This window comes from Methanosphaera sp. WGK6, assembly GCF_001729965.1.
Lineage (GTDB): Archaea > Methanobacteriota > Methanobacteria > Methanobacteriales > Methanobacteriaceae > Methanosphaera.
The window spans coordinates 1-577 of the sequence record NZ_JRWK01000036.1; the positions used below are offsets into that span (position 1 = coordinate 1).

Sequence of the window (577 nt, forward strand, 5' to 3'; positions counted from 1 at the left end):
CCCGGTAAAGGATATTAAGAATCTCATTCGGCAATCCCTGGTTCAACGGATGCATGCTCCTCGCCAAGGCTTATCGCAGCTTGCCACGACCTTCATAAGTTAATCTTGAGCCTAGCCATCCCCCAGATGGCATAAGTATAACACAAAATTTCATGTTATATATTAGCGACAAAAAAACAGTTATATATTTGTTTTCCTATCTGTAGTAGATATTAACAATTCAAACAAAGCAAAATATAAGCAAATCTTATCATATTTATTATAAGTAAACCATTGAATACTATTCTTCTTACACAACATCTAATTAACCACAGAAATTTACTCAAGATTAACTCTTTCAATCATACTCTAGTTAGTTAGTGCCAGTAATGAACATACTATTAGTTTTAATGCTTATACTGGATAGTACATATAAACGATGATTAATCTTCTAATACTTAAGTAAGTATTATAATTCATCTCTTCACTTAGCATCTGTTAAAATGTAAGTTGCACAAAAAATTATTTTTAATTAATTATTAAAAATAATGAATTATACTGTTAAACTAATGTAAACAATATCTTTAAATTGTATATT

The 577-nt window shown here is 28.8% G+C and carries 1 rRNA gene; it reads right to left on the reverse strand.

Features of this window, described 5'->3' with window-relative positions:
- A 23S ribosomal RNA gene (locus NL43_RS08395) occupies positions 1-147 on the reverse strand; the annotation flags it as partial.
- Positions 148-577: the final 430 nt, after the last annotated feature.